Origin of the sequence: Luteimicrobium sp. DT211, from assembly GCF_049844995.1 — a bacterium.
Lineage (GTDB): Bacteria > Actinomycetota > Actinomycetes > Actinomycetales > Cellulomonadaceae > Luteimicrobium.
Genome location: NZ_JBNCMC010000006.1, coordinates 106,778 through 130,171, shown reverse-complemented (window position 1 = coordinate 130,171; position 23,394 = coordinate 106,778). Strand labels below are relative to the sequence as shown.

Genomic DNA, 23,394 nt, shown 5'->3' with positions numbered 1-23,394 from the left:
ACGTCGAGCCGGCGCGCGTGGAGTCGGAGAGCGAGGGGCAGAGACCGTCGGACGGCAGGCGGCCCCCGGAACCGTCGAACCCGGGCCCGCGACACGGTCGTCGAGCCCGGGATTCCCGCCCCGCGACGACGCGGTCCGCGCCCGTCTGCTCGGGCAGACGGGCGCGGACCGCGTGTTGGGCGTCAGGGGGTGGAGCGGGGTCAGTCCTCCGACGACGCCGCGGGGCCCGCGAGGCCCGCGGAGATGAGCTCCATCACGGACGAGTCGGCGAGCGTCGTGGCGTCGCCGACGGCGCGGTTCTCCGCGACGTCGCGCAGCAGACGGCGCATGATCTTGCCGGACCGGGTCTTGGGGAGCTCCGCGACGACGAGGATGCGGCGCGGCTTCGCGATCGGGCCGATCTCCTTGGCGACGTGGTTGCGCAGGGCCGTCTGGACCTCGGCCGAGCCCTCCTCGGTCGCGGCCTTGTCGGCGTGCTCGCCGCGCAGGATCACGAACGCGACGACGGCCTGACCGGTCGTGTCGTCCGCGGCGCCGACGACGGCGGCCTCGGCGACGATCTCGTGCGACACGAGCGCGGACTCGATCTCCGTCGTCGAGAGCCGGTGCCCGGACACGTTCATGACGTCGTCCACCCGGCCGAGGAGCCAGATGTCGCCGTCGTCGTCCTTCTTGGCGCCGTCGCCCGCGAAGTACAGGCCGGGGAACCGGGACCAGTAGGTGTCCTTGAACCGCTCGAGGTCGCCCCAGATCCCGCGCAGCATCGACGGCCACGGCTCGGAGAGGACGAGATACCCGCCGCCGCCGTTCGGGACGGGGTGGGCCTCGTCGTCGACGACGTCCGCGACGATCCCGGGCAGCGGCACCTGGGCGGAGCCCGGCTTGGCCGCGGTGACGCCCGGCAGCGGGGAGATCATGATGGCGCCGGTCTCGGTCTGCCACCACGTGTCGACGATCGGCGCCTTGTCGCCGCCGATCACGCGGCGGTACCACATCCACGCCTCGGGGTTGATGGGCTCGCCGACCGAGCCGAGCACGCGGAGCGACGACAGGTCGAAGCCGGCGGGGATGTCCTCGCCCCACTTCATGCACGTACGGATCGCGGTCGGCGCGGTGTACAGGATGGAGACCTTGTACTTCTCGACGAGCTCCCACCAGCGGCCGCGGTGCGGGGCGTCCGGGGTGCCCTCGTAGATGAGCTGGGTCGCGCCGTTGATCAGCGGGCCGTACACGACGTAGGAGTGGCCGGTGACCCAGCCGATGTCCGCGGTGCACCAGTAGACGTCGGTCTCGGCCTTGAGGTCGAACACGTTCTTGTGGGTGAACGCGGCCTGCGTGAGGTAGCCGCCGGTGGTGTGGAGGATGCCCTTCGGCTTCCCCGTCGTACCCGACGTGTACAGGATGTAGAGCGGGTGCTCCGCCTCCACCCACACCGGCTCGTGCCGGACGTCGGCGGAGTCGAGGGCGTCGTCCCACCAGATGTCGCGGCCCTCGGTCCAGGCCGTGTCCTGGCCGGTGCGCTTCACGACGAGGACGTGCTCGACCGTCGTCGGCGCGGCTCCCTCACGGGGCTCGATGGCCTCGTCGACCGCCGGCTTGAGGGCCGAGGGTGCGCCCCGCCGGTAGCCGCCGTCGGCCGTGATGACGAGCTTGGCCTCGGCGTCGGCGATGCGGCTGCGGAGCGCGTCGGCGGAGAACCCGCCGAACACCACGGAGTGCGGCGCGCCGATGCGGGCGCACGCGAGCATCGCGACGACCGACTCGACGAGCATCGGCAGGTAGATGACGACGCGGTCGCCGGACTCGACGCCGAGCGCCGCGAGCGCGTTCGCGGCGCGCGAGACCTCGCGCTGCAGGTCGGCGTACGTGACGGTCCGGGTGTCGCCGGGCTCGCCCTCGAAGTGGATCGCTACCCGGTCGCCCAGGCCGGCCTCGACGTGCCGGTCGACCGCGTTGTACGCGGCGTTGAGGGTGCCGTCGGCGAACCAGCGCGCCACCGGGGCGCCGGACCAGTCGAGGGTCTGGGTGAACGGGGTCTTCCAGGTCAGCAGCTCGTTCGCCTGCTTCGCCCAGAACGCGAGCCGGTCGGCGCGCGCCTCGTCGTAGAGCCCCGGCTGCGCGTTCGCCTGGGCGGCGAACTCCTCGCTCGGCGGGAAGCTCCGGGTCTCCGTGAGCAGGTTCTCGAGGCTCGAGTTCTCGGGCACGTCGTCCTCCGTATTCGCATCAACTCTGGTGCTGTCGTCGTCCCGCGAGCCTAGTGCGCCCGCGCGACGGCGGTCACGTCGCTCGCGACTGTACCCGCGTTGGGACGGGTCGGTCGCAAATGCCGGGTCCGTGCACGACGACAGCCCCCGCTGCGCGCGGGAGGATGGGATCCATGGGCTGGTGGAGCGACCAGGTGGTCGCGCGCGCAGGTGCTCGGATCCTGTCGTCGGGGTCCTTCGCGCCGTATCGCGAGCGCGCGTGCGCGGGCCTTGAGGGCACAGTCCTCGAGATCGGGTTCGGGTCCGGCACCAACGTCCCCGCCTACCCGACGGGGGTGCGGCGCGTGCTCGCCGTGGACCCGTCCGACGTCGGGTGGCGGCAGTCGGCCGAGCGGCGCGCGACGTCGTCGGCGGAGATCGTCCGCGTGGGGACCGACGCGCAGTCCGTCCCGCTCGACGACGCGACCGTCGACGCCGCCCTCACCACCTTCACGCTGTGCACCGTCCCGGACCCGGTGGCGGCGCTGCGCGAGGTCGCCAGGGTCCTGCGCCCGGGCGGCGAGCTCCACGTGCTGGAGCACGGGCTGTCCGAGGACCCCCGGGTCGCGCGGCACCAGCGCGGCGCCGGCTGGTGGTGGCCGCACGTCGCGGGCGGGTGCCACCTCGACCGGGACGTGCCGGCCCTGTGCGAGGCGGCGGGGCTGCGGGTGGTCCGGATGACGACGTCGGACGCGGCGTTCCCGAAGTCGTTCGCGCACGTGTACGAGGGGGTCGTGGCGGTCTGAGCCCGACACGACGCCGGCGCCCCCGTCGGGAGCGCCGGTGCGCCAGCGTCGCGGTGCGGAGATCAGGCGCTCGTCGTCGAAGCCGTCGCGACGGGTGGCCGTGGAAGTGTCCTGGCGTCCCGGTCGACGTGTCGTGTAGACGGACAGGTCGGGCGTGGGTCCCGCTCCCGCTCTCTGATGCTGTCCTTCATTGGTACGCCGCGCGCGGCCGCTCCACAAGCGCTGCCGGGGCGGCGGGAAGGACGTGCACAGCCTGTTCGAGGGTTGCCCTGCGCGTCGAACGTCGTGTGGCCGTGCGCCGGGCGGGCGGCGCGGCGGGTCCGGGCTCAGGCGCCCCGGCGGCGGAGGGCCCGCCAGACGACGGCGCCCGCGCCCGCGAGCGTGAGGGCCCCCGCGACCGCCAGCGCGGGCCGGGAGGTGAGGGCGGTCCGCAGGCTCACGGGCCGCCCGAACGCGAGCACGCCCCAGCCGCGCTCGAGCGCCGCGGCCCGCAGCGCCTTGTCCGGGTTCACCGCGAACGCGTGCCCGACGACGCCCAGCATCGGCAGGTCGGTGATCGAGTCCGAGTAGGCGTAGCTCGCGTCGAGGTCGTAGCCGCGCTCGTCGGCGAGCGCCCGGATCGCCTCGGCCTTGTGGTCGCCGTAGGCGTAGAAGTCGATGCCGCCGGTGTAGTGCCCGTCGACGATCTCCATGCGGGTCGCGACGTAGCCGTCGGCGCCGAGGACCGCCGCGATCGGCGCGACCAGCTCCGACGCCGAGGCGGACACGATGACGACGTCGAGGCCGGCGGCGTGGTGGCGCCGGATCAGCTCGACGGCCTCCGCGTAGACGTGCGGGTTGATCGTCGCGTCGAGGGCGTCGGCGACGATCTCCTCGACCTGCGCCACGTCCCAGCCGGCGACGAGGGTGCTGAGCTGGGCGCGCAGCCGCTCGGTCTGGTCGGCGTCGGCGCTGCCGACGAGGTAGAGGAAGTGCGCGTACGCGCTCCGCAGCGCGTCGGCCCGGGACACGAGGCCGCGGTGGTAGAAGTCGCGCGCGAACGCGGAGGTGGAGGTGGTCGCGATGATCGTCTTGTCGAGGTCGAAGAACGCCGCCGCCGTCGCTTTCGTCACGATGCGAGCGTATCCGTGCCCGGACGGCCGACCACAGGGCGACACCTGGCGGATCTTGTGCACATCCGTGCGCTCCGCCGACGCACCCGCAGCGCAGGCTGCGCCACGCTGGCCCGCATGGTGCTCGCCCCCGGACCCCCCTTTCCGACGCTCGACGAGTCGGCCGCGCGTCCGTCGCCCTGGCCGGCCGGCGGGTCGTCGCCCGGGCGTGCGGACGGGGGAGGGGTGGTCCTCGCCGTGGCCGGCGCGGTCGGCGGCGCTGGCGCGTCCAGCCTCGCCGTGGCGTGCGCGGTGGCGGCGCGCGACGGGTCGGTCGTCGTCGACCTCGCGGGCGGCGGTGGGCTCGACGTGCTGCTCGGTCTCGAGGGCTCGGCCGGGGTTCGTTGGCCCGACCTCGTCGCGGCCCGCGGCGACGTCGACCCCGACCTGCTCGCGTCGTCGCTGCCGCACCGCCGCGGGCTCGGCGTCCTCAGCGCCGACCGGCGGCGCCCCGGCCTGCCCGACGCCGCCGTCGTCGCCGACGTCCTGCGGGCGCTCGCCGTGCGGCACCGGACCGTGGTCGTCGACGTCGGGCGCGGCCCGGTCCCCGCCGCGGCCACGCACGTGGCGCTCGTCGTGCCGCTGACGGTGCCTGGCCTCGCGGGAGCGCTCGCCTGGCGGACGGCCAGCGCGCAGCCCCGGACCACGGAGCTCGTCGTCACCTGCGGGCCCGCGCCCGGGCGGCTCACCCCCGACGACGTCGGCGCCGCGCTCGGCGTCCGCGTCGCCGCGCACGTCGGCCGGGTCCGCGGCGGGCGCGTCGCCGTCGAGCGGGGCGACGGCCCGCCCGTCGGGCACGGGACCGCGCTCCGCCGTGCGGCGGCCCGGGTGCTCGACGCCGCCCGCTCGCCGCAGGGCTCGCGGGCCCCCGACACGCGGGTGCCGGAAGGGTGGGAGTCGGCCGCGTGGCCGGACACGCGGTCGCCGAGCGATGCCGGACCGCAACCCACGGGGACGCGTCGATGAGCGCCCCCACCGCCGTCGACGGGACGCTCGTCGCGCAGGTGCGGACGGCGCTCGGGTCCGGCGGCGGGTCGGGGCCGCCGACGCTCGGCGAGGTGGCGGACGCGCTGCGGCGCAGCGGTCGCGTCGTGGGGTCCGAGGCGCTCGCGGGCCTCGCCCGGCAGGTTCGCGCGGAGCTCGTCGGGGCCGGCGCCGTCCAGCCGCTGCTCGACGACCCCGACGTGACCGACGTCCTCGTCAACCCGGACGGCACCGTGTGGTTCGACCGGGGCGCGGGGCTCGAGCGGTGGTCGAGCGCGCTCGACGGGCCCCGCGACGTGCGGCTCCTCGCGGTGCGGCTTGCGGCGGCGTCGGGCGCGCGGCTCGACGACCAGCAGCCCACCGTCGACGCCCGCCTCGACGACGGGACCCGGCTCCACGCGGTCGTCGAGCCGCTGTGCGAGGCGGGGGCGGCGATCTCCCTGCGCACGCACCGCCCGCGGTCGTTCACGCTGGACGAGCTCGTGGCCCGGTCGGCCCTGCCGTCGGCGTGGGCTCCCGTGCTCGCCGGGCTGGTCGCGCGTCGGGCGAACGTCCTCGTGTCCGGGGCGACGGGCACGGGCAAGACGACGCTGCTCGCCGCGCTGCTCGGGCTCGTGCCTTCGTCCGAGCGGGTCGTGTGCGTCGAGGAGGCGCGCGAGCTCGCGCCCGGCCACCCGCACGTCCTCCACCTGTGCACGCGGCGCGCCAACGTCGAGGGCTCCGGCGCTGTCGGGCTCGACGAGCTCGTGCGCAACGCCCTGCGGATGCGGCCCGACCGGATCGTCCTGGGGGAGTGTCGCGGCGTCGAGGTGCGCGACGTGCTCCTCGCGCTCAACACCGGCCACGACGGCGGCATGGCCACCGTCCACGCCAACACCGCAGCCGACGTCCCCGCTCGGCTCGAGGCCCTCGCCGCCCTCGCGGGCCTCGGGCGGGACGCGGTCGCCGCGCAGGCCGCGAGCGCGCTCGACGTCGTCGTGCACCTGCGCCGCGACCCCGTCACCCGGGTCCGGTACGTCGCCGAGCTCGGCGCCGTCGGCCGCGACGGGCGGGGTGAGCTCGTCGTCGAGGACGCAGCGACGTGGGATGGCGGCCCGAACGTGCCCCGGCGCGGGCCGCGGTGGGACGTGGTGGCGCCGTGACGGGCGGAATGGCGGGGGCGCTGGTCGGGCTGCTCGTCGGGGTCGCCGTCCGGGTGGCGCTCGGGCGTCCGGGCCGGAGCGTCGCGGCGCTCGGCCCCCGCGGCGGACCCACCGCTCCCGACGTGCGTCGCGGCGGCGGAGCGCGTGGCACGGGTGCCGGGGCCGCGGGTGCCGGGGCCGCGGTCGTCGCGGTCACGCAGGTCGCGGCGCTGCTCCGATCCGGGCTGCCGCCGGGGCGCGCCTGGGAGGCGGTCGGGGTGCGGTGCGACGTCCACGGGGTCCCCGACGCGATCGACGCCGCCCGCGTCCTCGGGGCGCCGCGCGTCGTGCCCGCCGTCGTCGCCGGGGTCCGCCTCGCCGTCGAGGTCGGGGCGCCGCTCGCAGCCGTGCTCGACGACGTCGTGGAGGCCGCCGTCGCCGAGGACGCCGCGCGGGTCGCGCGGGAGACCGCGCTCGCCGGCCCCCGCGCGACCGCGCGGGTCCTCGCGTGGCTCCCCGGTGCCGGCGTGCTGCTCGGCTACGCCCTCGGCGCCGACCCGGTCGGCGTGCTCCTCGGGGGCGGCATCGGGACGGTGGCGCTCCTCGGCGCGCTCGTGCTCGTGCTCGTCGGGCGCCGGTGGACTGGCACGCTCGTCCGCGCGGCCCGAGCGGCGGGGGAGGGCGCGTGAGCGGGGCCGGGACCGGCGTCGGCGTCGCCGTGATCGTGCTCGTCGCCCTCGCACCCTGGTGGCTGCGGGGCGACGCACCGCAGGTTCGGGCCCGGTCCCTCGCGTGCGAAGCCCCTGCGGGCGGGACGCTCGGCGGCCGGCAGGCCCTCGTCGGATCGCGCCTGCCGACGTCGCGGGCGCTCGGGGCGGTCGGACCCGTCGACGCCGAGGTCGTGCTCGCGCTCGTGGCGGCGGCGTGCCGGTCGGGCGCGAGCGTGGCCCGGGCCCTCGACGCGGTCGGCGCCGCGCTCGGTGGAGGTGGCGTGGCTTCTGCGCGGGGCGGCCGCGGGCACGAGGAAGGGGCCGGCGCCACGCTCCGGTCCGTGGCGTCGCGGCTCGCGCTCGGCGCGCCGTGGGAGGGAGCGTGGGCAGACGCGGGGGACGTGCCGTCGTCGGACCGCGCCGCGGCCCGGGTGCTGCTCGAGGCGCTGCGCCCGGCCTGGGAGCACGGCGCGCCGCCCGAGCCCGCGCTGCGGGCGGCGACGGACCAGCTCCGGCGGGACCGGGCCGAGCGGTCCGCGACCGCGGCGGGTCGGCTCGGGGTCCGGCTCGTCCTGCCCCTGGGGCTCTGCTACCTGCCGGCGTTCGTGCTCGTGGGACTGGTCCCGGTGCTCGTGTCGTACGGCATCGGGCTGCTCGGGGGCGGGTGAGGTGCGCCGGGCCCGGTGCCGGGAAGGCCCAGGATTCCGCGGATCCTCGACGCCGCGTCCGCAAGATGAGACAGAATGTCCCGAGGAATGGACGCCCGTGTAGAACGGAGGTGTGAGCACCACCCGCGCCCCGGCGCCACCGCAGACCGTCGCCGAGCACCCGTACTGGCGTCGCAACCTCGTCGTCGCGACGGCCGGCGCCTTCACGACCATCGTCGCGATGACCCTCCTCGTGCCGTTCCTGCCGGTGTTCGTCCGGGAGCTCGGGGTGGCCGACGACGACGCCGTGGTCCGGTGGTCCGGCGTCGCCTACGGCGCGACGTTCCTCACCGCCGCGCTCACGGCCCCGCTCTGGGGCAGGCTCGGCGACCGGTTCGGGCGCAAGTCCATGCTCGTGCGCGCGAGCGCCGGCATGGCCGTCGCGATCTCGCTCCTCGGCTTCGTGCAGACCGTCGACCAGCTGGTCGCGGTCCGGCTCCTCGTCGGCGTGCTCGGCGGGTACGCGTCCGGCGCCACGATCCTCGTCGCCGCGCAGACGCCCGCCGACCGCAGTGCGTGGGCGCTCGGCATCATGTCGTCCGGCGTGCTCGCGGGCAACGTCGTCGGGCCGCTCGTGGGCGGGTTCGTGCCGTCGTGGGTCGGGGTCCGGCCGACGTTCCTCGTCGCCGGCGGCGTGATCTTCCTGGCGTTCCTGGCCACCCTCTTCCTCCTGCGCGAGGACCGGCCCGCCGAACGGGCCGCCCGCCCGAGCGGACGCCGTCGGGCCGGGGTGTGGTCGCAGGTCGACCACCGCGGCGCCGTCGTGGTGCTGCTCGCGACCTCCAGCCTGCTGCTCCTCGCGACGATGTCGATCGAACCCGTCGTCACGGTGTACGTGGGCGACCTGGGCCAGCGCACCCACACGGCCGGCGTCGCGGGGATCCTCGTCGCCCTCACGAGCGTGGGGAGCATCCTCGCGGCGCCCCGCGTCGGGCGGCTCGCCGACCGGGTCGGCCACGCGCGCGTCGTCGTCGTCTGCCTGCTTGCCGCCGGGGTCCTGGCGTTCGTCCAGGCAGTCGTGACCAACGTCGTCGAGCTCGGGATCGCGCGCGTCCTGCTGGGCGTGAGCCTGGGCGGCCTGCTCCCGTCCGTGACCGCGGCGATCCGGCACCTCGCCCCGCCCGACGCCGTCGGGGGCCTCCTCGGGTACGGCGTCTCCGCGCAGTACGTCGGCCAGGTCGCGGGACCCGTGCTCGGCGGGCTCGTCGCCGCCCAGCTCGGGCTGCGGGCCGTGTTCGTCGCGACCGGCCTCGTGCTGCTCGCCGCCGCCGCGCTGAACCTTCTCGCCCTGCGGCGTCGTGGCCGCGACGCCCGTGCCGCCGGGGAGCCACCCACAGTCGTCGCCTGACCGGCGTCGTGCACAGCGGCCGGTCGCCCGCACGCAGGGGGCGTGGGCGACCGGCCAGGCTGGGCGTCCCGCGGCACGCCGTGCCGCTCGACGGAAGGACGCCCATGCACGCCCTCGACACACCATCCGCCCTGCGCTCACCCGCCGCCCCGCCTCACGCACGCTCGGCCGCGGGTCGTGCGCGGACCGTGGGCCGCGCGCTCGCCCGGCTCGTCACGACGGTCCGCGCCTGGTTCGGCCGGGCGCGCCACCGGCTCGTCGGCCCCGCCGCGCCGGGAGGCGGCCCGGCCGCCGCTCGCGAGGCCGGCATGGCGACCGCCGAGTACGCCATCGCGACGCTCGCCGCCGTCGGCTTCGCCGGCCTGCTCCTCGTGATCCTCAAGTCGGCCGAGGTGCGGGGGCTCCTCCTCGGCATCATCAAGTCGGCGCTGTCGGTCGGCTGAGGCGGCCACGATGACGGGACGAGCGGACAGGCCCGGGCGCGAGCGGGGCAGCGTGACCGCCGAGCTCGCCGTGGCGCTGCCCGCGGTGGTCGTCGTGCTGGCGCTCGTCCTCACGGTCGGCGCGGCGTCCGTCGCGCGGCTGCGCGCGGTGGACGCCGCGTCCGCCGCCGCCCGGAGCGCCGCCCTCGGTGAGGACGACGCCGCGCAACGCGCCGCCGCCGTCCGCGTGGGCGGGGCCGGCACCTCGGTCCGGGTCGCGCACGACGGCGACTGGGTCACCGCCGACGTCCAGGTGCCCGTCGTCGGGCGGCTCGGACCGCTCGGGTCTGGCCCCCTGCGGGCCGGCGGGCACGCCGTCGCCAGGCTCGAGCCGTGACCGGCCACGATCCTCGCCGAGCACGCGCTGGGCAGCAGACGGGCGCCGAGCGAGGGTCCGGGACGGTTCTGGTCCTCGGGCTCGTGGCGGTCGTCGTCATGCTGGGCACCGTGCTGGCGGGGCTCGGCCAGGCGCAGGCCGTCCACGCGAACGCCCAGGGCGCCGCCGACCTCGCAGCGCTCGCGGGTGCGGGAGCGCTGCGGTACGGCGAGGACGCGTGCGCCGTCGCGCGGGACGTGGCCGGGCGCAACGGCGGGGTCCTCGACGCCTGCGTCGACGAAGGTGGCGGCGTGCTCCGGGTGGACGTCCACCGCGACGCTCCCGGGGTCGCCCGGCTCGTCGGTTCCGGGGCCCGTGCGACGGCGGCCGCCCGTGCCGGCCCTGCGTCCGCGCGGGACTCGTGACCGGCGCTGCGCGCCGCGTGGACGAGGCCTTCGAGGCGCAGGGCCGCCGTGATCCCGGACGTGTGCCCGCCGCGACGCCGGCGGCGACGCGCCCCCGGCTGGTGGTCCGCGAGGTGCGGCGTTGAGGGCGCCATCGTCCGGCGGCCGTCGAACCGCCACTATCAGTTGCGGAATCGGCCTTGGGGCAGCGGATCCTGGCGGTTCGATGACGCTCGGGCGGCGAACCGGCCGGCGGCGGTCAGGCGTCGGGCGCGAGCGCGAGGACGGCGTCGAGCAGGCGGAGGGCGCCGTGCTTGTCGAGGGGGTTGTTGTAGTTCCCGCACTTGGGCGACTGCACGCACGCCGGGCAGCCGTCGGCGCACGGGCACGACCGGATCGCGTCGCGCGTGGCGCCCAGCCAGGTGGCGCCCAGGTGGAACCCTCGCTCCGCGAACCCGGCGCCGCCCGCGAGCCCGTCGTAGACGAACACGGTGGCCCGCTCGGTGTCGACGTGGAGCGCGGTCGACACCCCGCCGAGGTCCCACCGGTCGCACGTCGCGAGCAACGGCAGCAACCCGATCGACGCATGCTCGGCGGCGTGGAGCGCGCCCGGCGCGCCGTCCCCGGTCAGACCCGCGCGTTCCAGGAGCGACGTCGGGACGGACCACCACACCGCCATCGTCGCGAGCGTGCGCTCGGGCAGCTCGAGCTCCTCGGTCGACAGGATCCGCAGGTCCGGCAGGTGGCGGCGCTGGAAGCTCACGACCTGGCTCGTCACCTCGACCGGTCCGTAGCCCCAGCGCACGTCACCGTCGGCGAGCGCGACGTCACCGTCGGCAGAGGCCGTCGCGCCCGGCCAGGTGCGGGAGAGGAGCGGTTCGCTGGCGAGGCGGATGGACGTCGTCGTGCGCGACCAGGTGCCGTAGTCCACGGTGCTCGGCTCCGCGATCGCGACCTCGAGCTCGCCGGACGGCCCCGCCTCGAGCGCGGTCACGACGAACGTCCGGCCCTGGTGCACGTACACGGCGCCGGGGTGGACGGTCCCGTCGGCGGACGCGGCGTCGACGGTCCCGAGCAGCCGCCCGGTCTCCCCCTCGACGACGCGCACGGGCGCGCCGCCGGAGCCGCGCAGGTCCGCCATCGCGGCGGCGGATCGCGCGTGCGTCCAGTACCACCCCGACGTCCGACGGCGCAGCGCCCCGCGCGCGACGAGCACGTCGAGCAGCTCACGCAGGTGGGCGGGGTCGCCGAACAGGTCGAGCTCGTCGGCGCGCAGCGGCAGCTCGGCTGCGGCTGCGCACAGGTGCGGGGCGAGGACGTACGGGTTGGACGGGTCGAAGACGGTCGCCTCGAGGGGCGCGTCGAAGATCGCCTCGGGGTGGTGCACGAGGTAGGTGTCGAGGGGGTCCTCGCGGGCCACGAACGCGACGAGCCCCTCGGCGCCGGCGCGTCCCGCCCGCCCCGCCTGCTGCCACAGCGACATCCGCGTCCCCGGCCACCCGGCGACGAGCACCGCGTCGAGGCCCGACACGTCGACGCCGAGCTCGAGCGCGTTGGTCGTAGCGAGCCCCCGCACGAGCCCGGTGCGCAGCGCCTCCTCGAGCTCGCGTCGCTCCTCGGGGAGGAACCCGCCGCGGTAGGCGGCGACGGACGCCGCGGCCACCTCGCCGTCGCTCCCGGGCCCGCTCCCGAGGGCGTGCCGCAGGTGGTCCTGCGTGGCCGACGCAACGGACTCGGCGCCGCGCCGGGACCGGGTGAACGCGAGCGTCCGCGCCCCGGACGCGACGAGGTCGGCGAGCAGGTGCGAGGCCTCCGCGGTCGCGGAGCGGCGGGGGCGGTCCGGCGCGTCCCCGACGACGGCCGGCGCGTCGGGCTCGTCGACCAGCCCGAGGTCGTCGTGGGCCGTCGGGTCGACGACGAGCGACTCGACGAGCGCGGCGTCCACGGCCGCGCGGCCGCCGTCCGGTTCCGCGTCGCCGGCGTGCCGTAGCGCCGCGGCGGCCTCGAGCGGGCTCGCGCCGGGCAGCTCGGGCGGCTCCCACAGGACGAAGGTCTTGCGCCCGACGGGGCTGGCGTCGTCGTCGACGGTGAGCACGTCCTCGGGGGAGACGCCGATCAGCCTGGCGGCGGTCGCCGCGGGGTCGGCGGTGGTCGCGGACGCCACGGCGAACGTCGGCCCGGAGCCGCCCGCGCCCGGCACGCGCGAGTAGTACGCCGCGAGCCGCCGCAGCCGCCGCAGGACGAGCGCCACGTGCGCGCCGAACACCCCGCGGTAGGCGTGGCCCTCGTCGACGACGACGTAGCGCAGGCTCCGCAGCAGCCGCGCCCAGCGCTTGTGGTCGGGAAGGAGCGCGAAGTGCAGGAAGTCGGGGTTGGTGAGGACGACGTCGGCGTGGTCGCGCACCCACTGGCGCTCCTCGAAGCCGGTGTCGCCGTCGCACGTCGCGACGCGCAGGTCGACCTTGGCCCCGCCGCCCGCTCGCCCGGCCGCGTCGAGGACCCGCTCGAGGGCGGAGAGCTGGTCGGCGGCGAGGGCCTTGGTCGGGCAGATGTAGAGCACCGACCCGCGGCGGGCGGCCGTCTCGATCCGACCCGCCTCGAGCACCGAGGCCGCCGCGCGGTCCAGCGCGTCCTCCCGCACGGAGGTGAGCGCGGGGAGCCAGAAGGCGAGCGACTTGCCCGACCCGGTCGACGTCGCCAGCGCCACGTGGCGGCGCGCGTGCAGGGCCTCCGCGGCGACGGCCTGGTGCGCCCACGGCCGCTCGACGCAGAGCTCCCGGTACCCCGCGACGAGCTGCGGGTCGGCCCACGACGGCCAGTCCGCGCGCACGCCCTCGCGCGCGGGCAGCACCTGGACGTGACGCACCGACTCGGCGCGGCGACCCCCGCCGAGGAGCACGTCGAGCAGGGGGCTGGGGGCGCCGTCGGGCATGGGTGCGACCCTACGCGAGCCGGTAGCGCGGGCCACCTCCACAGCGGCCCCCAGCGACGGGCTGTGTCAGTGGTTCGCACTACGCCGCCGCGGTCACCCCAGCCACTCCCGCGCCGCGACGACGAGCGCCTCGACCCCGTGCTCGAGCGTCGGGTGGAGCTGCGGCGCGAACCGCGGCGAGTGGTTGGACGGGATCTCGCTGTCCAGCGTGCCGGCCGCGAGGGCGGCGGCGAACCTCTGCGGGTCCTCGCTGCCGAGCAGCCAGAAGACGAGCGGCACGCCCGCCGCCGTCGCGAGCGTGCCGACGTCCTCGCTGCCGGTGACGAGGCCGGGGTCCGTCACGCCCTGGTCCCCGAACGACGCCCGGAAGGCCGCGGCGGTCCGGTCGGTCGCGGAGGCGTCGTTCACGAGCGCGGGGAAGGAGTAGCCGACCGTCACGGTCGGCTCGGCGGGCGCGCCCGCCGCGGCTGCCTCGCCGGCGACGATCCGCCGCACGCTTCCCAGCAGCCGCTCGCGGGTCGCCGCCGAGTAGCTGCGCATGCTGAGGCCCAGCGTCGCCTCGCCCGGGATGATGTTCTCCTTGGTGCCCGCGTGCACGGTCCCGACGGTCACGACGGCCGTCTCGGTGGCGGCGATCTCGCGCGACACGACGGTCTGCAGCCTCATGATCACGGACGCGGCGAGGACGACGGGGTCGACCGTCGTCTCGGGGCGCGACCCGTGGCCGCCGCGCCCGAAGAGCCGCACCGTCACCGCGTCGGCCCCCGCGAAGAACGGCCCAGGGCGCACTCCGATCACGCCGGCGGGGAGCGGGGAGACGTGCTGGCCGAGGACGACGTCGGGCCGGGGCGCGTGCTCGAACAGGTCGTCGTCGACCATCGCCTGGGCGCCGGTGCCGACCTCCTCGGCGGGCTGGAACACCGCGACGACCGTCCCGGACCACGATGCGCGGTCGGCGACGAGGGCGTCGACCGCTCCGAGCAGGCAGGTCACGTGGACGTCGTGGCCGCACGCGTGCATCACAGGGACGTCGTTGCCGTCGGGGTCCGTGCCGCGCGCGGTGCTCGCGTACGGGAGGCCGGTCTCCTCCTGGACCGGGAGGGCGTCCATGTCGGCGCGGAGCAGGACGGTCGGCCCGTCGCCGTTCGCCAGGACCCCCACGACGCCGGTCCGCCCGACGCCGGTGCGCACCTCGAGGCCGAGGGCGGTCAGGTGGTCGGCAACGATGCCCGCGGTGCGGTGCTCCGCGTACGAGAGCTCGGGGTGGCGGTGGAGGTCGGTGTACACGGCCTCGAGGTCCAGGGTCATGGCGCGACCCTAGACCGGGCGCCGCGGTCGCGCCCGGAGGCGCGGCGGCTCGCTCGGGCGGGCTCGACCGGTCAGGTCCGGCGCAGCCGGAACACCTGCCCGTCGGGGTCGGCGAGGGTCAGGGCGTCCGCCGGGTCGGGTGTCGCCGGGTCGTCGACGACGGTCGCCCCGAGCGCGACGAGGCGCTCGACGGCGGGGCGGAGCTCCCCGGTCGCGGCCAGCTCCAGGCGCTGCCGCTGGGGCGGCGCGGCGGGGTCGACGGGCTCGCCGCCCCACGAGACCTTGGTGCCGCCGTCGGGCGACTGGACGGCAGTCTCCTCGTCCTGGTCCCACACGAGCGGCCAGCCGAGCGCCTCGCTCCAGAAGAGCCCGACGTCGCGGGTCCCACGGCACGTGACCTCGCCGAGGAAGCCGGTGCCGGCGAGGTACGGCTCGTTCGGCTCGATGACGCAGAGCTCGTTCCCGTCGGGGTCGCCGAGCACCACGTGCCCCTCCTCGGGGAGCTGGCCGACGTCCACGTGGCGGCCCCCGAGCTCGAGCGCCCGCGTGACGGTCGCCCGCTGGTCGGCGAGGCTCGTGCTCGTCAGGTGCAGGTGCACGGGGTTCTGCCCGACCTTCGCCTCGGCGCTCCGCACGAACCGGACGCCCACCTGCGTGCCGTCGCCGGGCAGGAGCGTGCCGGCCGGCTCGACGACGGTCCCGCGCCCGAGCAGACCGGCCCAGAACGTGGCCGGGACGGCGGGGTCGGGCGCGTCGAGCTGGATGGCGACGAGGCGGACGTCCATCCATGCGACGCTACGCGCGACCCCGCGCGCCGACCAGAGGTTTCAGGCAGGCGTGACGTCGAGCGCCGCGCGCATCGCGCGGCTCAGGTACCACGGGTCGACGGCCGCGCACAGCTCGCGCGCCGAGTGCATCGACAGGATCGCGGCGCCGACGTCGACGGTGCGGAGGCCGAGCCGGGTCGCGGTGATGGGACCGATCGTGGAGCCGCACGGCACCGCGTTGTTCGACACGAACGCCTGGCTCGGCACGCCCGCGGCCCGGCAGGCGGACTGCCACAGCGCGGAGCCGGTCGCGTCGGACGCGTACCGCTGGTTGGCGTTGAGCTTGAGGATCGGGCCGCCGCCCGCGACGGGGTGGTTCGCCGGGTCGTGGCGCTCCGGGTAGTTCGGGTGCACCGCGTGCCCGACGTCGCTCGACACGCACCACGACGCCGCGAACGCCCGGTGCCGGTCCTCCGTGGTCGCGCCGAGCCCCGCGTAGACGCGGTCGAGGACGTCGGCGAGGAACGGCCCCGCGGCGCCGGACCGCGACGCCGACCCGAGCTCCTCGTGGTCGAACGCCGCGACCATCCGGACCCGGGGCGCGTCACCGTCGGCGGACGCAGCGTCACCGTCGGCGGACGCAGCGTCACCGTCGGCGGAGGCGAGGAGCGCCGCGAGCGCGGCGTGCGTGGAGAGCAGGTTGTCGAGCCGCCCGGACGCGAACAGCGCGCCGCGCGCGCCGAACCGCCGCGGCGGCTGCGTGTCGGCGACGACGACGTCGAACCCGTCGACCGCACCGGGCGCGACGCCCGCGGCGTCGGCGAGCGCCGCCACCACGTCGGCGTCGGGCTCGGCCCCGGGGACCCCGGTGGTCGCGAGCCCCCACACCGGCTGGGTGTGGCGCTGCTTGTCGAGCGCGAGGCCGTCGTTGACGGCGCGGTCGAGGTGGATCGCGAGCTGGGGGATCCGCAGCATCGGGCCGGTCCGGACGAGGTGCTCGGTGACCGTGCCGTCGTCGCCCCGGACCGCGATCCGGCCGGCCAGCTCGAGCTCGCGGTCGAGCCAGGAGTTGAGCAGCGGTCCGCCGTACACCTCGACGCCGGCCTGCAGCCAGCCGTGTCCGCCGGTCGTCGGGCGGGGCTTGAGCTTGAAGCCGGGCGAGTCGGTGTGGGTGCCGAGCACCGTGACGGGCGTGGTCGGCGTCGCGCCCGCGGGCACGGTCCAGGCGATCGCGGCGCCGTCGCGTACGACGACGTAGCGTCCGCCCGTGGCCGGGTCCGGCCAGGCGTCCGCCTCGGACAGGCGCTCGAACCCGGCTGCCTCCGCGCGCCGGGCGACCTCCTCGGCGGCGTGGTACGACGACGGGGCGGCGGCCACGAACGCGGCGAGGTCGTCGAGGTGGGCGGTCGCGTCGGGGCTCAGGACGGTGGGGGCGAGGCTGTCAGGCACCCCCCGAGTCTCCCATCTCCGCGCCCGCCACCTCGAGGTCGGCCGGATCGGTGGCCGCTGCGCCCCGCCCGGTCACGGTGACCGTCACGGGCGCGCTGACCGCCGTGAAGACGGGCCCGTACGGCCAGTCGGCGCGGTCCTGGTAGCCCTGCACCGCGACGACCTCGTACGTGCCGGGTCCCAGCGGACGTGACCCGAGGCAGCCGGTGAACACGACGACGGCGCGCACGCTGGACCGGCCCGACGCGACGTCGAACCACAGCACGCCGCCGACCCCGACGGCCGCCAACGGCTCGTGGCGCGGGCCCACGACGACGATCCGCGGGGACCCGACCAGGGCCACGTGCTCGGTGACGACGTCGTCGGCGTCGACCGTCACGGTGCCCGCCCACCGGCCGGTCGCGACGATCCGGCGCGTGGTGTCGCGGAGCCGGAGCGTCACGGCGCCCGTCGGCGCGTCACGCACGTCGAGACGGGTCCCGCACTCGACCGACGACCCGCGGGGGTAGGCGGGCGGGGCCGCGAAGCCCGCGCCCTGCGCCGTCGCCGCCGAGGTGGGCGAGCCGTGGCCGGGCCCGTACCCGGCGCCCCACGCGACGCCCGCGGCGAGGGCCAGCCCGACGACGGCGGCCGCGGCCATCGTGACCCGGTGCCGGCCCGCGCGGGCGTGCCGTGCGGCGGCGACGCGCGTCTCGACGGCGGACAGCAGCGTCGTCGGGACCGCCGCCTCGGGATCGGGTCCGGGCGCCGAGCCGGACCCGGCCCCGGGATCCGGTGCTCCCCGCTTCAGCTCCTCGGTGACGGCCCGTTCGAGGTCGTCGAGCAGGGCCTCGTCGTCCACGACGACGACCGCCTGCGCGTCGCGGACCGCGTCGTCCATCGCGCGGTCGGGGCGGTAGCCGGTGAACACCCGGGTGAGCGCGCGGGCGAGGGCGTCGGCGGCGTCGGCGGCGTCGGGCCACAGCCGTGCCGCGGACGCCCGCAAGCCGGCCCCCCGCTCCTCCAGGAGGGCTCGCAGGTCGTGCCTCCACGCGTCGTCGGGCACGGTCACCTCCCGCGCACCGCGCCGTCGGCGCCGATCCGCACGACGGCGGGGCCCTCCGTCTGGACGAACCATGCGACGCCGTCCCGGCGGTCGCTCGGCGGCGTGACGCGCGCGTACCCGTAGACCTCGTAGCTGCCGGCGGGGAGACGGTGCGGGTAGGCGCTCCCGTCGCCGGACGGCGAGCAGTAGTCGGTGGTGTCCCACCGCCCCGTCAGCCGCAACGTCGTCTGCCCGGCGACCGCCACCGTGCCGTCGCTCGGGGACAGGTCGTGCCCGACGGACCGCACGACGCCGTCCTGGACCCAGAGCAGCCCGAGCTCGCGGTTGCCGCGGTACGTCACGGTCGTCGCATCGGGGTTGACGAACGACAGGGTCACGCCGCCGGCCTCGACCTCGGAGCTGTCGAGGAGGAGCGCGGCGGGCGTCGCGCCGCCGGTGCGGACGGCGACCTCCTCGAGGGTCGACCCGCAGGCGAACGGGCTCCGGTCGAGCCACGCCGGGCGGTAGCCCGTGGGTTCGGGCGTCACGACCCGCACGGCGACGGCGTTGCTGACGACCCGGTACTCCGAGCCGCCCACCCGCACGGGCTGGTCCACGACGACCGTGTACGCGCCCGGGTCGACCGACACCCCCGGGCAGGGCCTGAAGGTGGTCGCCGTGAACGACGGGCCCTCGACGAGGGGGCCGCCGGGGCGCAGGGCGGTCGCGACGACGATCCCGTCGCGCAGCAGGAGGGGCCGGGGCGCGAACGCGCCGAGGTCGACGGCCGCGGGATCGGGCCCCGCCGCGGTCGTCGCGACCGTCCCCACCCAGGTGGCGCCGGGCGTGAGCACGTCGGTCTGGGCGGTGAGGCTCACGGAGAAGGTCTCGGCACCGCCGCCGGCCGCGTCCCCGCCCGACGGCGTCCCGCACGGGAACGACGCGACGGGCACCGCGGTCCGTGGTGTCGGCGAGGGGGTGGGTGCGGGGGTTGCGCCGCCGACGGCGACCGTGAGCGCCAGCGCCGCCGCGGCCACCGCGGTGACGCCGGCCGCCCCCCAGCCCGCCGCGGCCCGGCGGCGTCGGGCGCGCGTCACCCGCGCCTCGACAGCCTCGACGTCGACGACGTTCGCACCGTCCGGTGCGCCGGCCTCGTCGCTCGGCGCGCCGGTCGCGCTCCCGTCAGCTCCGGCGGTGGTGGAGACCGTCTTGCGCCGCGTCGCGGTGCGGACGAGCGCGGCCTCGACGAGCGCGGACGGCCCGTCGAGCTCGTCGTCGAGCTCGAGCGTGACCCGTCCCGGTGAGCCGTGGCGACCGCCGCGGTCGGGGCGCTCGCTCCGGTGCCCGCGTCGGCTCGGCGCCGACGTCGTGTACACCTCGACCAGGGCGTCCTCGAGCGCGGGCACGTCGCCGTGGGCGGCGTCGAGGAGCGCGCCGGAGCGCTCCGTGACCAGCCGTCGAAGCTCGTCCTGCCACCGCGCCATGGCACCTCCGCGACCGCCGGGACGGCGCGGGTGCCGTGCGGCCCCCGTGGTGCCCGACGACGAGGACCCCCCGGCGGTTCACCGGACGGTCCGTCAGTCCCGAGCGTAGTGAGGGTGGGGTCGCTGGGCGCGCGGGGGAGCGGGTGATCGCGGGGCGCTCAGTCGTCGGCCATGGTGTCCGTCCGCCCGCCGAGGTCGGTCGTCACCGTGCCGTCGTCCTTGACGCGGACCTCGGGACCGGCCCCGTAGAGGAACGCGGCCGAGCCGTCGGCCGCGCCCTCGGGGACCCGCGTGTAGAGCACGAGCTCGTACAGCCCGGGCAGCAGCGTCGCGCCGGGGGCCCCGCCGGTCGTCGACCCGCAGTAGTTCTGCGTGTCATAGCCCGTGGCGCGGTAGTCGAGGCCCGCGCCGCTCCGAACCGTCAGCCGGCGGGTCGAGGCGAGCTCGTCGGCGCCGAACGTGACGACCTTCTTGGTGCTCGCGTCGATCCACGCGATCGTCGGGTGGGCCCCGACGGTCACGGCGACGTCGTCCGGGCCGCGGTTGTCGATGCGGATCCCGGGCCGGTCCGACGCGTCCGGCAACGTCGGCGAGCGCAGCGGCGCCGGACCGGTCGTCAGGGGCGCGTCCGCGGCGTCGGGCATCGCGCGGAACAGGTCGCTCTCGCTCATGCCGCACCACAGCGAGGTCCCGTCGAGCCAGGCGGGGCGGGTCGCGCCGGCGGGCACGGTCTTCGGGGACCGCACGGTGAGCGGCAAGGCCGGGGACGTCCGCTCGACGCCCTTCAGGCCGGTCAGGCCCTGCGACGCGGCCCGGTCCTGGTCGACGAGGTCGACCACCACCGCCCGGTACTGGCCCGCGGGCACGGGCTCGCCGTCGCAACCGACGAACCCGGTCGCGTCGTGGGCGCGCACGCCGTCCGCGTCGGAGGGGCTGACCGTGCCTCCCCGGGACAGCGGCACGCTCCCGACGCCGACGACGCGCCCCGCGTCCGCGCCCTCCGTGCCGACGAGCACGAGCTCGGTGTCGTCCCAGGTCAGCTCGGCCGCCTCCCCGCCGCCGGGGGCGGGGAAGGTGTGCGTGACGTCCGCCGACCAGGTCTCGTCGGAGGTGACGGTGGTGCGCTCCGCGTTCACGTCGAGGCCGATCGGCTCCGCGTCCGGGCTGCTGTAGCCGGGCGTCACCGCGAGCCCGCACAGCCCCTCCACGCCGACGTCCGTGGAGGCGGCAGGGCGCGGCTCGTCGCGGTCGAGCAGCGCCGTCGGCGAACCGGGGACGAGCACGAGGGCCGCGGCCACCACGGAGGCCACCGCGGCGCTCGCGCCCACGGTGCGGCCCCGCCGTCGACGCCGGGCTCTCGCCGTGAGCGCGGCGGTGACCTCCGCGAGAGGTCCGTCGGTCGCGTCGTCGGCCGCGCCGAGCGCGCGCAGCCGCGTGGAGAGGTCGGCGCGGTACGGGTCGAGGTCGTGCGGGGTCATCGGGCGCTCCCCTCGGGCTGCGTGGGCAGGACGGAGCGAGGCGGCGGCGACGTCGGGTCGGGTGGTCCGTCGTCGAGCGCGCCGAGCCGGCCCCGCAGGGTGGTGTTCGCGTCGTGCAGGTGCCGCTTCACGGTGCCGGGCGCGCAGCCCAGCTCGGTCGCCACCTGGGGGACGGTGAGGTCGGAGTAGAACCGCAGAACGACGCACGCCCGCTGCATGGGGGTGAGCGAGGCCAGGGCGGCGGTGACGTCGGCGCGGTCACCGACCCCGTCCTCGTGCCCGACGACGCGGTCGGGGCCGGCGGACAGGTGCCGGATCCCGGCCCAGCGCCGTCGGCGGCGATAGGTGTCGAGGTAGCCGGTGAGGATCGCCCGCCGGACGTACCCCTCGAGGTTCGTCAGCGCTGTGTCGGTGACGAGCGTGACCGCGCCGGGCTCCGCGTGCGCCGCGGTCCGGCCCGCCGGGCCGCGTAGCCGCGAGAACACCTTGACGACGGCGTCCTGCACGAGGTCCTCCGCCTCGCCCCCGTTCCCGCAGAGCATGGTCGCGTACCGCAGCAGCGCGGCGCCCCGGTGCTCGACCAGTCCGGCGAGCTCCGACTCCCAACCCCTCATGGATCCCCTTCGAGTACGTGGCGCGCCGGGCTCGAAGCGAGCCGTCCGACGTCGTCATGCATGGTGACGAACGACCGCGGCAAAACGTTGGGGCCCGGCGTCAGCGGCCGGTCACCGTGCCGTCGTCCTCGACGGTGACGCCCATCGCGCCGCCGTCAGTCAGCCACTGCGGCTGCCCGCCGGGGCGCCTGACCCAGGTGTAGAAGGCAACCCAGTAGCTCCCGGCCGGGAGCTTCAGGGCGAAGGTCCCGTCGGCACCGGGAGCGCAGGTGTCCACGGTGTCGAGCGTGGTGTCCCTCGATGTGGTGCCGTCGACGGTCGCCCTGCGTCCCGGCCCCAGGTCCGACCCGAACGACACCAGCCGGCCCGGCATGTCGCCCCGCGTCGTGGTGAACCAGGCGACGCCGATCCGAGACGGGGTGGTGAGGGACTGCTTTCCCGAGCCCCGCACCGTGAGCTCGGAACCGAGGCGCCCGTCGTTGTCGAGGCTGAAAGAGCCCCCGATCTCAGCCGCAGCGTGCGCTGCGGACGTCGTGGTGAACGCATCGTCCGTCATCCCGCACTGCAGCGCGCTGCCACGGACCCACGAGGGTTGGAAGCCCTTCTGCGTGAGCGCTGCTCCGGCGCTGGCGGCGGCGCCGCCGTACGAGACGCTGCCGTCCAGGCCGACGACGAGGTCGTTGCCGCGCTCGTCGTCGAGGATCCAGCGGTCGGGCGCACCCGGTTCGCCGGCCGGGACGCGCCCGTAGAGCACGGCCTGGTAGGTGCCGGCGGGCAGGTGCCCGGGCTTTCCGCCGGTCGTCGGCGTGCAGTAGTCGGTCGCGTCCCAGGGGCGCGCGGAGACCTCGACCTGCTTCCCCGCGCGGACGGTCGTCGCCCGCGAGGCGCGCTCGTCCGGTCCGACGCCGACGATCCGGCCGTCCTGGACCCAGGCGACCGCGCCGCGCGGCAGCTCGACCTTCCGTGCCGCGCGCCCGCCGTTCCGGAGGATCACCGCGTCGCCGTCGTCGTAGGTCGCGCTTCCGATCTGGTCGAGACCGTCGTACGCGAGGGCGCTCGCCCGCGTCACGAAGTCGTCCGCCTGCTCGCCGCACGCGAGCGCGGACCCCTCGAGCCACGCGGGCTGGTAGCCGTCGGCCGCCGCCGAGAGGACGGTCAGGTCCGCGGCGGCGGAGAGCACGTGCGCCGAGCCGTCGTCGGTGGTCGCGAAGAGCCGCGCCTGGTAGCTGCCCGCGGCGAGATCACCTCCGTCGCACGCCACGAACCGCACGGAGAAGAAGGCGGGGCCTCCGTCGGTCATGTCCGTGAAGCTCGGGGCGGACGGGGCGTTGCCGTCTTCGTCCTGAAAGGTGTCGTCGGGTGTGCTGACGCCGAGGGCCACGACCTTCCCGCCGCGGGTCACGACGATCTCGGGCGTGAGGGTCTCGGCCACGGCGAGGCTCGTGGGGTCGGGCGTGGAGCTCGCGTCGAACTCCGCGTGCCACGTCTGGCCGGCGACGATGCTGCTGCCGTCCGATGCGTCCTTGTTGTAGCTGACGCGCAGGAGGGACTTTCCTGCGGGCAGGGGTGCCCCGCACGCGCCGGCGTACGGGGTGTCGGTGGGCGCGGGTTCCTGCGTGGCCCGGTCCCAGGGGCGTGCGGCGAAGGCGGTGGTCGCGAGGGCTGCGACGACGACGGCCGCGGAGCCCACGAGGGCGCGTCGCCTCCCGCGGCGGCGCGCCGCCTGGACCCGGGTCACCACCTCGGGGAGGCGGGCCGAGAGCGCGTCGGAGGGGCCGTCGTCGGGCGGGGGGACCGGAGCGGCCGGAGCGGGTGCGCCGCCCGCGGGGGCGAGGCGGTCCTGCTCGCGGCGGACTCCCGCCTCGAGGACGCCGAGGTCGTCGTCGTCGACGAGCCGGACGCTCCCGTGCTCACCGGCCGCGCGGCGGCCGCCGCGACGGAACGCGGCGACGAGCGCGTCGACCGTGAGCGTGACCGCGCGGCCGTCGTCGGTCGGGTCCGCGCCCGGCAGGAGCTCCCGGGCGTGCTCCACCAGGGCCGCGCCCCGGTGCTCGACGACGGCCCGCAGGTCGTCCTCCCACTGCGCCATGCGTTTCCCCCTGCGATGTGGCGATGACTCGATCGTC

20 protein-coding genes are annotated in these 23,394 nt (G+C 76.6%); 9 read left to right on the top strand and 11 right to left on the bottom strand.

Going from position 1 to position 23,394, the window contains the following annotated elements; translation table 11 throughout:
• Positions 1-200: 200 nt before the first annotated feature.
• Positions 201-2,204, bottom strand: a complete 2,004-nt coding sequence (gene acs / locus ACLQ14_RS15225; RefSeq protein ID WP_425814496.1) for an acetate--CoA ligase — start codon at positions 2,202-2,204, stop codon at positions 201-203.
• A gap of 173 nt (positions 2,205-2,377) precedes the next feature.
• Here acs and ACLQ14_RS15220 point away from each other — a divergent pair, with 173 nt between their 5' ends.
• Positions 2,378-2,989, top strand: coding sequence for a class I SAM-dependent methyltransferase (locus tag ACLQ14_RS15220; protein ID WP_425814494.1), 612 nt, complete (start codon positions 2,378-2,380; stop codon positions 2,987-2,989).
• Between the two features lie 326 nt (positions 2,990-3,315).
• On the opposite strand, the gene ACLQ14_RS15215 is transcribed toward ACLQ14_RS15220, so the two are convergent.
• Positions 3,316-4,101, bottom strand: a complete 786-nt coding sequence (locus ACLQ14_RS15215; protein WP_425814492.1) for an HAD family hydrolase — start codon at positions 4,099-4,101, stop codon at positions 3,316-3,318.
• Positions 4,102-4,218: 117 nt separating this feature from the next.
• On the opposite strand from ACLQ14_RS15215, the gene ACLQ14_RS15210 reads away from it, so the two are divergent.
• The 8 genes from ACLQ14_RS15210 (at position 4,219) to ACLQ14_RS15175 (ending at position 10,233) form a co-directional block, all read left to right on the top strand.
• Entirely contained in the window at positions 4,219-5,106 is an 888-nt protein-coding gene (locus ACLQ14_RS15210) for a pilus assembly protein FlpE (RefSeq protein WP_425814490.1), read from the top strand.
• Positions 5,103-6,266 carry a TadA family conjugal transfer-associated ATPase gene (locus ACLQ14_RS15205; RefSeq protein ID WP_425814488.1) on the top strand — a complete coding sequence of 388 codons (1,164 nt, stop codon included), beginning with the start codon at positions 5,103-5,105 and terminating at the stop codon, positions 6,264-6,266. Before ACLQ14_RS15210 ends, ACLQ14_RS15205 begins: the two co-directional genes overlap by 4 nt.
• On the top strand, positions 6,263-6,934 hold the full coding sequence (locus tag ACLQ14_RS15200; RefSeq protein ID WP_425814486.1) for a hypothetical protein: 672 nt from the start codon (positions 6,263-6,265) through the stop codon (positions 6,932-6,934). The genes ACLQ14_RS15205 and ACLQ14_RS15200 overlap by 4 nt, the downstream gene beginning before the upstream one ends.
• Entirely contained in the window at positions 6,931-7,623 is a 693-nt protein-coding gene (locus ACLQ14_RS15195) for a type II secretion system F family protein (RefSeq protein WP_425814484.1), read from the top strand. Before ACLQ14_RS15200 ends, ACLQ14_RS15195 begins: the two co-directional genes overlap by 4 nt.
• Before the next feature lie 112 nt (positions 7,624-7,735).
• Complete coding sequence (locus ACLQ14_RS15190) at positions 7,736-9,010, top strand: MFS transporter (protein ID WP_425814482.1); 1,275 nt, start codon at positions 7,736-7,738, stop codon at positions 9,008-9,010.
• A 104-nt stretch (positions 9,011-9,114) separates the two neighbouring features.
• A complete protein-coding gene (locus tag ACLQ14_RS15185; protein ID WP_425814480.1) occupies positions 9,115-9,453 on the top strand; it encodes a DUF4244 domain-containing protein in 339 nt (112 codons plus the stop codon).
• Positions 9,454-9,463: 10 nt separating this feature from the next.
• Complete coding sequence (locus tag ACLQ14_RS15180) at positions 9,464-9,829, top strand: TadE family type IV pilus minor pilin (RefSeq protein WP_425814478.1); 366 nt, start codon at positions 9,464-9,466, stop codon at positions 9,827-9,829.
• Positions 9,826-10,233 carry an Rv3654c family TadE-like protein gene (locus ACLQ14_RS15175; RefSeq protein WP_425814476.1) on the top strand — a complete coding sequence of 136 codons (408 nt, stop codon included), beginning with the start codon at positions 9,826-9,828 and terminating at the stop codon, positions 10,231-10,233. The genes ACLQ14_RS15180 and ACLQ14_RS15175 overlap by 4 nt, the downstream gene beginning before the upstream one ends.
• A gap of 238 nt (positions 10,234-10,471) precedes the next feature.
• Here the strand turns inward: ACLQ14_RS15175 and ACLQ14_RS15170 are convergent, their stop codons facing one another.
• From ACLQ14_RS15170 to ACLQ14_RS15130, 9 genes are all read right to left on the bottom strand, one after another.
• Positions 10,472-13,144 carry a DEAD/DEAH box helicase gene (locus tag ACLQ14_RS15170; protein WP_425814474.1) on the bottom strand — a complete coding sequence of 891 codons (2,673 nt, stop codon included), beginning with the start codon at positions 13,142-13,144 and terminating at the stop codon, positions 10,472-10,474.
• A 93-nt stretch (positions 13,145-13,237) separates the two neighbouring features.
• Complete coding sequence (locus tag ACLQ14_RS15165; RefSeq protein ID WP_425814472.1) at positions 13,238-14,452, bottom strand: amidohydrolase; 1,215 nt, start codon at positions 14,450-14,452, stop codon at positions 13,238-13,240.
• Positions 14,453-14,523: 71 nt separating this feature from the next.
• Positions 14,524-15,237, bottom strand: a complete 714-nt coding sequence (locus tag ACLQ14_RS15160; RefSeq protein WP_425814470.1) for a VOC family protein — start codon at positions 15,235-15,237, stop codon at positions 14,524-14,526.
• Positions 15,238-15,279: 42 nt separating this feature from the next.
• Positions 15,280-16,668 carry a M18 family aminopeptidase gene (locus tag ACLQ14_RS15155; protein ID WP_425814468.1) on the bottom strand — a complete coding sequence of 463 codons (1,389 nt, stop codon included), beginning with the start codon at positions 16,666-16,668 and terminating at the stop codon, positions 15,280-15,282.
• Entirely contained in the window at positions 16,661-17,713 is a 1,053-nt protein-coding gene (locus ACLQ14_RS15150) for a hypothetical protein (RefSeq protein ID WP_425814466.1), read from the bottom strand. The genes ACLQ14_RS15155 and ACLQ14_RS15150 overlap by 8 nt, the downstream gene beginning before the upstream one ends.
• Before the next feature lie 2 nt (positions 17,714-17,715).
• Entirely contained in the window at positions 17,716-19,176 is a 1,461-nt protein-coding gene (locus tag ACLQ14_RS15145) for a hypothetical protein (protein ID WP_425814464.1), read from the bottom strand.
• Positions 19,177-19,334: 158 nt separating this feature from the next.
• A complete protein-coding gene (locus ACLQ14_RS15140) occupies positions 19,335-20,654 on the bottom strand; it encodes a hypothetical protein (RefSeq protein WP_425814462.1) in 1,320 nt (439 codons plus the stop codon).
• Entirely contained in the window at positions 20,651-21,268 is a 618-nt protein-coding gene (locus ACLQ14_RS15135; RefSeq protein WP_425814460.1) for a sigma-70 family RNA polymerase sigma factor, read from the bottom strand. The genes ACLQ14_RS15140 and ACLQ14_RS15135 overlap by 4 nt, the downstream gene beginning before the upstream one ends.
• A gap of 100 nt (positions 21,269-21,368) precedes the next feature.
• Complete coding sequence (locus ACLQ14_RS15130; RefSeq protein WP_425814459.1) at positions 21,369-23,357, bottom strand: hypothetical protein; 1,989 nt, start codon at positions 23,355-23,357, stop codon at positions 21,369-21,371.
• Positions 23,358-23,394: the final 37 nt, after the last annotated feature.

Excerpts from the sequence above, each read along its gene's own strand:
- ACLQ14_RS15130 (WP_425814459.1), bottom strand. The coding sequence starts at position 23,357 with ATGGCGCAGTGGGAGGACGACCTGCGGGCCGTCGTCGAGCACCGGGGC.
- ACLQ14_RS15135 (WP_425814460.1), bottom strand. The coding sequence starts at position 21,268 with ATGAGGGGTTGGGAGTCGGAGCTCGCCGGACTGGTCGAGCACCGGGGC.
- ACLQ14_RS15170 (WP_425814474.1), bottom strand. The coding sequence starts at position 13,144 with ATGCCCGACGGCGCCCCCAGCCCCCTGCTCGACGTGCTCCTCGGCGGG.
- ACLQ14_RS15185 (WP_425814480.1), top strand. The coding sequence starts at position 9,115 with ATGCACGCCCTCGACACACCATCCGCCCTGCGCTCACCCGCCGCCCCG.
- ACLQ14_RS15180 (WP_425814478.1), top strand. The coding sequence starts at position 9,464 with ATGACGGGACGAGCGGACAGGCCCGGGCGCGAGCGGGGCAGCGTGACC.
- ACLQ14_RS15220 (WP_425814494.1), top strand. The coding sequence starts at position 2,378 with ATGGGCTGGTGGAGCGACCAGGTGGTCGCGCGCGCAGGTGCTCGGATC.
- ACLQ14_RS15205 (WP_425814488.1), top strand. The coding sequence starts at position 5,103 with ATGAGCGCCCCCACCGCCGTCGACGGGACGCTCGTCGCGCAGGTGCGG.
- ACLQ14_RS15165 (WP_425814472.1), bottom strand. The coding sequence starts at position 14,452 with ATGACCCTGGACCTCGAGGCCGTGTACACCGACCTCCACCGCCACCCC.
- ACLQ14_RS15145 (WP_425814464.1), bottom strand. The coding sequence starts at position 19,176 with ATGGCGCGGTGGCAGGACGAGCTTCGACGGCTGGTCACGGAGCGCTCC.
- ACLQ14_RS15140 (WP_425814462.1), bottom strand. The coding sequence starts at position 20,654 with ATGACCCCGCACGACCTCGACCCGTACCGCGCCGACCTCTCCACGCGG.
- ACLQ14_RS15210 (WP_425814490.1), top strand. The coding sequence starts at position 4,219 with ATGGTGCTCGCCCCCGGACCCCCCTTTCCGACGCTCGACGAGTCGGCC.
- ACLQ14_RS15160 (WP_425814470.1), bottom strand. The coding sequence starts at position 15,237 with ATGGACGTCCGCCTCGTCGCCATCCAGCTCGACGCGCCCGACCCCGCC.